The organism is Arhodomonas sp. KWT (assembly GCF_010993615.1).
Window position 1 is genome coordinate 1 of the sequence record NZ_WNXE01000157.1, and the last position, 5,543, is coordinate 5,543.

The window sequence follows — 5,543 nt, forward strand, 5'->3', positions numbered from 1 at the left end:
CTTCCCCGTATTGATGAGTGCGACTCATGGCTCCTATGGAGCCGGGCTGGTTAATCCAACGGCGGCAGGCAGTTACGGTCCTCGGACGGTGTGATTGCCACCGGGTTTCCCAACCGCGGTATTCAGTAGCCACTGAGGAACGAGCCATGCGAGCAGCCGTATTCGCCGCGTTCACCCTGTCTCTCGCCGCACCGGCCGCCATGGCGCAGCCGGGCGTCGACGTCGATACCGGGAAGCTCTCCAGTGTTGCCCCGGCCCTGGAGCGCTATACCAGGGACGACCTGCTCGGGCGTGAGTGGCAGGACGATGCGCTATCGAAACGGGACCGGTCCCTCGTCACGGTGGCGGCGCTCATCGCCCGTAACCAGGGCGAGGACCTGCCGAACTACATCCGTGTCGCCCTCGACAACGGCGTCAGCCCCGCGGCGATCTCCGAGACCATCACGCATCTCGCCTTTTATGCGGGGTGGCAGAACGCCATGACCGCCGTCGATGCGGCGGCGGCGGTGTACGAGCAGCGCGGTATCTCCCGTGACGAGCTCCCGGCTGCGGCGCCGCAGGAGATGCTCCCCCTCGACAAGGAGGCGGAGGCGGAACGCCAGGCCTACGTGCAGAAGCGTTATGGCGATGTGTCCCAGGGCGTGGTGGACAATACCGAGGAGCTCCTCTTCCGTGACCTGTGGCTGCGCCCGGCGCTCGAGCCACGCGAGCGCAGTCTCGTCACGGTGTCCGCGCTGATCGCCGCCGGCCATGTGGAGCAGATCCCGTTCCATCTCAACCGCGCGATGGATAACGGCCTCACCAAGGACGAGGCCTCGGCGATGCTCTCGCACCTGGCGTTCTACGCCGGTTGGCCCAATGTCTTCTCGGCGCTGCCCGTTGCCCGGGACGTTTTCGAATCGCGGAAAGGGGAATGAAAGACGTCCGGTAGCGCCTTCTATGCAATCTGCACGGTGTCCGGTTCCCGGGCACCGTGCCTATGGCGACTTTTGCAGGGCCGTCCTCCGGGGCCCGGCCGGGGACACGCCGTGCATCCGCCGCCGGGTGGGCGGGAGCGTGACCACTGGCTCGGCCGCGCGCGATGGTCCGTTTCGCGCGTCTCCCATATCCACACTCGATCAAAGGCAAACACGGTTAGCGGGGCCGGCATGACATGCCCGCACTGAATCGTGAGGAACGACCATGAGTACCTTTACCGTCAATGGAAAGACCCACCGCTTCGACGGTGACCCCCAGACCCCGCTGCTCTGGTATCTGCGTGACGTCAGTCGCCTGACGGGCACGAAGTACGGCTGCGGGATGTCGCTGTGCGGCACCTGCACCGTCCATCTCGACGGCGAACCGGTTCGCTCCTGTGTCACACCGGTCTCCCAGGCCGAAGGCAAGGCCGTCACGACCATCGAGGCCATGAGCGAGGATGCGGTGGGCCGGCGTGTCCAGCAGGCCTGGCTCGATCTCGGCGTCGCCCAGTGCGGCTACTGCCAGGCCGGCCAGATCATGAGTGCCACCGCACTTCTCCGGGACAACCCGGCACCGGATGACGAGCAGATCAACCAGGCCATGAGCGGCAACATCTGCCGTTGTGGCACCTACGCCCGCATCCGCCAGGCCATCCACAGGGCCGCGGCAACGCAGGAGGACGAGGCATGAACACCCCGGTGGACGATCTGCTGCTCGCCAACGTCAGCCGCCGTCACTTTCTCAAGGGATTGGCCGCCGGGAGCGCCCTGGTGCTCGCGGCCCGCTGGGACCTCGCGCTCGGCGAGGAGGAGAAGGAGTATGGCGCCGACGCCATGCCCCATGGCTGGGTCGACGACCCGAACGTGTTCATCCGCATCGACGCGGACGGCACGGTCACGGTCACCAACCATCGTGCCGAAATGGGGCAGGGCATACGCACCAGCCTCGTGATGGTGGCCGCCGACGAGCTCGGTGCCGACTGGGACCGCGTGCGTGTCGAGCAGGCACCGGCGGACCAGGAGAAGTACGGTAACCAGAACACGGACGGCTCGCGCAGCATGCGCCACTGGTTCGCGCCGATACGTCGCGCCGGCGCGGCCGCGAGGATGATGCTGGAGCGCGCCGCTGCCGAGCGCTGGGGCGTGCCGGCCTCCGAGTGCCATGCCCGGGTGCACGCCGTGGTCCACGCTGCCAGTGGCCGGGAGCTCGGTTTCGGGGATCTGGCCGCCGCGGCCCGGGAGCTGTCGGTGCCGCCGCGGGAGCGTCTCGAGCTCAAGCCGCAGTCCGAGTGGCGCTACATCGGCGAGGATGCCGGTCCCGCCTACGACGTGAAGCGGGGCAGTGTCGTGCGCCCGAAGGCGATCGACGGCGAGGATATCGTCACCGGGCAGGCCGTCTACGGCGCCGATGTCGTGTTCGAGGACATGCTGTATGCCGTCGTGGCGCGGCCGCCGGTCTACGGCGCCATGCTGCGCAGCGTCGACGACGGCGAGGCGCTAAAGGTCCCCGGCGTCTTGCGGACGGTGGAGATCGACGGCACCGGTCAGCCGGCGGGCTTCAAGCCATTGGGCGGTGTCGCCGTGGTCGCCGAGAACACCTGGGCGGCGATCCAGGGGCGCAAGGCGCTGAAGATCGACTGGAACCTCGAGAGCGCCGGCGATAACGCCGCCTATGACTCGGAGGCCTACCGCAAGCAGCTGCAGCAGACCGCCCGCGCGCCGGGCAAGGTGATCCGTGACGAGGGGGATATCGAAAGCGCCCTGGCGGATGCCGCGGAGCGCGTGAGCGCCACCTACTACATGCCGCACATGGCACAGGCGCCGATGGAGCCGCCGGTGGCGGTGGCGCGCATCGTGAACGGCCGCGCCGAGGTCTGGGCCCCGGTACAGAACCCGGGCGCCACCCGCTCCGGGGTGGCCAAGCGGCTCGGGCTCGAGCCGGAGGACGTCACGGTCAACGTGACGCTGCTCGGCGGTGGTTTCGGGCGCAAATCCAAGCCGGACTTCGCCCAGGAGGCCGCCAGCCTGACAAAGGCGTTCGACGGCCGACCGGTACGCGTGCAGTGGACACGGGACGACGACCTCCACCACACGTATTTCCACGCGGTCTCCGTCGACCGCCTGGAGGCGGGCCTGGATGCGGACGGTCGGGCACTCGGCTGGCGCCACCGAACCCTGTCGCCGAGCATCGGCTCGCTGTTCGCCCCCGACCCGGAGCACATCGCCCCGTTCGAGCTGGGGCAGGGGTTCAACACCATGCCCTTCGATATCCCGGCCATCCGCCTGGAGAATCCCGAGGCGCCGGCACACGTGCGAATCGGCTGGTTCCGGTCCGTCTACAACCTGCCCCACGCCTTTGCCATCCAGAGCTTCGCCGCGGAGCTCGCCGAGGCCGCCGGGCGTGATCACCGGGACTATCTGCTCGAGCTGCTGGGGCCCTCCCGCGAGATCGACCCCCGGACCTTCGGCGATCCGTGGAACTACGGCGAGAACCCCGAGCGTTACCCCATCGATATCGGCCGGATGCGCGCCGTCATCGAGAAGGCCACGGCCGAGGCCGGGTGGGGGCGCGACCTGCCGAAGGGCAGGGGACTGGGACTGGCCGTGCACAACAGCTTCGTCTCGTACACGGCGGTAGTGTTCGACGTGGAGCTCGGCGACGGCGGCGGCCTCATCATCCACAGTGCCGACATCGCCTTCGACTGCGGTCCCCAGGTCAATCCCGAGCGCATACGGGCACAGCTCGAGGGGGCCTGCGTCATGGGTATCGGTATCGCGATGCAGAGCGAGATCACCTTCAGCGAGGGACGGGTCCAGCAGGACAACTTCCACCAGTACCTGGTCCCCCGCATCGACAGGGCGCCTCGCGAGACGCGTGTGCATCTGATCAACCCCGACAGCGAGGCCGCGATCGGCGGCGTCGGAGAGCCCGGGCTCCCGCCGGTGGCGCCGGCACTGTGCAATGCGATCCACGCCGCGACAGGCAGGCGCATCCGCCGGCTGCCGGTCGGCGACCAGCTGTCCGCCTGATGGGCGGTCTTCCCGTGACCCGCCACGGACCGTGCCTGCGCCGGCCCCACGGCAGGCGCCTTTCTGGAGCGGATCCGCGGCGGGCACGGCCCCGCGAGCCCGGGGTGCCGGGGCGGAGGTCACGGCTTCAGCCTGCACATCATCCAGAACGGATCGGAATTCGACATGACTAGCCGGAAAACACTCTGCGTGGCGGGAGCCAGCGGCCTGGTCGGCTCCAATATCGTCAAGGCGGCACTCGAACGGGGCTATCACGTCAACGGCACGATGCGCGATGCCGGCGACGACGATAAACGCCGCTATCTCATGGCATTGCCGGGGGCCGGGGAGCGGCTTACGCTGTTCTCCGCGGACGCCGGGGACAGCACGAGCTTCGATGCCGCGCTCGAGGGGGCCGATGCGGTGTTCATCGCCTGCCTCCCGCCGATCTATCGGGCGCAGGACGGCACGCCGGCGAGCGGGCTCGACCGCCAGCGGGGCTACGACGAGATCGTCCGACCCGTCGAGGAGGGATGCCTTAACGTCCTGCGCGCCACCGACCGCCAGGGGGTCGGCAACGTCATCCTGTGCTCCTCGACCTCGAGCACCAACCCGCCCGAACCCGTCGCGGTGAAGACCGAGGCGAACGCCGTCTCGGATCCGGAGCGGCAGATCGCGGCGGGAAAGTTCACCGCCGCCGAGAAGATCGTGATGGAGCGCGCGGTCCGCGAGTTCTGCGAGGGCCACGGCCAGCGGCTGTGCATCCTCCTGCCGACCATGATGCTCGGGCCGGTGGTCCTGCCCCGGCACCTCGAGAACGGCAGTCACAGCCTCCTCGTGCGGCTGAGCCGCGGTGAGCAGGGCTGGCATCAGTCCGTGCCGGCGGGGTCCATGTCCGTTTCCCACGTGGCCGACGTGGCCGCGCTGTTCCTCGCCGCTTACGAGGATCCGCGGGCGCAGGGCCGCTATTTCGCCGTGTACGACAGCTGGTCGTGGCGTGACCTCTATGCGGAGTTCGCCCGGCATGTGCCGGCGTCCGGGCTGCCTGCGCCGCTCGACGGCGAGCCCGAAGCGCCGACACGCTTCGATTTCACCCGCCGCGACAGCCTGGGTGTGGCCATGCGCGATATCCCCACGACCATCGCCGAGACCTGCGAGTGGCTGAAGGGCCATCCCTTCGGCGGTGCCGTCGGGCAGGGGTAGGGGCACCGGCCGCAGGGACGTTCCCACGGCATTGATCGCGTCATCTTCGTCGTACACAGGCGGCACGCCCTTTCTGGCCACGATCGATAGAGGCCCCGGTCCATGGTGTCGGGGTTGCCTCTGCGGCGGCCGATGGCCCTTCATCCGGGCGTCGCCCTGATCGTGATGCGCCATGACCGCCGTTCCCATGGCAGCGGCCGTGTCTACCCCGGGCAGGGCGCATATCCTCGCATCCGGTGATGGTGTCTTCTCGTTTTCGTGCGCTCCGGCGGTGCGGCGGTACCGGTGAGGGCGGGTGCAACCGAATTGACATAGTGTTGATTCGACACTAAGTTGGAGGCTCCTGTACGTGGAGGGACACGACGGTGCGCG

Annotated in this window: 4 protein-coding genes; all 4 read left to right on the top strand. The window is 68.5% G+C overall.

Annotated features, from left to right (window positions below):
• Window positions 1-146: 146 nt before the first annotated feature.
• The 4 genes from G7A99_RS15550 to G7A99_RS15565 all read left to right on the top strand — a co-directional run bounded on the left by G7A99_RS15550 (window position 147) and on the right by G7A99_RS15565 (window position 5,171).
• Window positions 147-917, top strand: a complete 771-nt coding sequence (locus G7A99_RS15550) for a carboxymuconolactone decarboxylase family protein (protein WP_018717767.1) — start codon at window positions 147-149, stop codon at window positions 915-917.
• Between the two features lie 265 nt (window positions 918-1,182).
• Window positions 1,183-1,650, top strand: coding sequence for a (2Fe-2S)-binding protein (locus G7A99_RS15555; protein ID WP_018717768.1), 468 nt, complete (start codon window positions 1,183-1,185; stop codon window positions 1,648-1,650).
• Window positions 1,647-3,989: a xanthine dehydrogenase family protein molybdopterin-binding subunit gene (locus G7A99_RS15560; protein WP_163141769.1), complete on the top strand. Its 2,343-nt coding sequence runs from the start codon at window positions 1,647-1,649 to the stop codon at window positions 3,987-3,989. Before G7A99_RS15555 ends, G7A99_RS15560 begins: the two co-directional genes overlap by 4 nt.
• Window positions 3,990-4,154: 165 nt before the next feature.
• Window positions 4,155-5,171: an NAD-dependent epimerase/dehydratase family protein gene (locus tag G7A99_RS15565; RefSeq protein ID WP_040409329.1), complete on the top strand. Its 1,017-nt coding sequence runs from the start codon at window positions 4,155-4,157 to the stop codon at window positions 5,169-5,171.
• The last annotated feature ends 372 nt before the right edge of the window (window positions 5,172-5,543 follow it).

Bases quoted from the DNA above. Each gene is read 5' to 3' on its own strand.
- G7A99_RS15550 (WP_018717767.1), top strand. From the start codon at position 147: ATGCGAGCAGCCGTATTCGCCGCGTTCACCCTGTCTCTCGCCGCACCG.
- G7A99_RS15555 (WP_018717768.1), top strand. From the start codon at position 1,183: ATGAGTACCTTTACCGTCAATGGAAAGACCCACCGCTTCGACGGTGAC.
- G7A99_RS15565 (WP_040409329.1), top strand. From the start codon at position 4,155: ATGACTAGCCGGAAAACACTCTGCGTGGCGGGAGCCAGCGGCCTGGTC.
- G7A99_RS15560 (WP_163141769.1), top strand. From the start codon at position 1,647: ATGAACACCCCGGTGGACGATCTGCTGCTCGCCAACGTCAGCCGCCGT.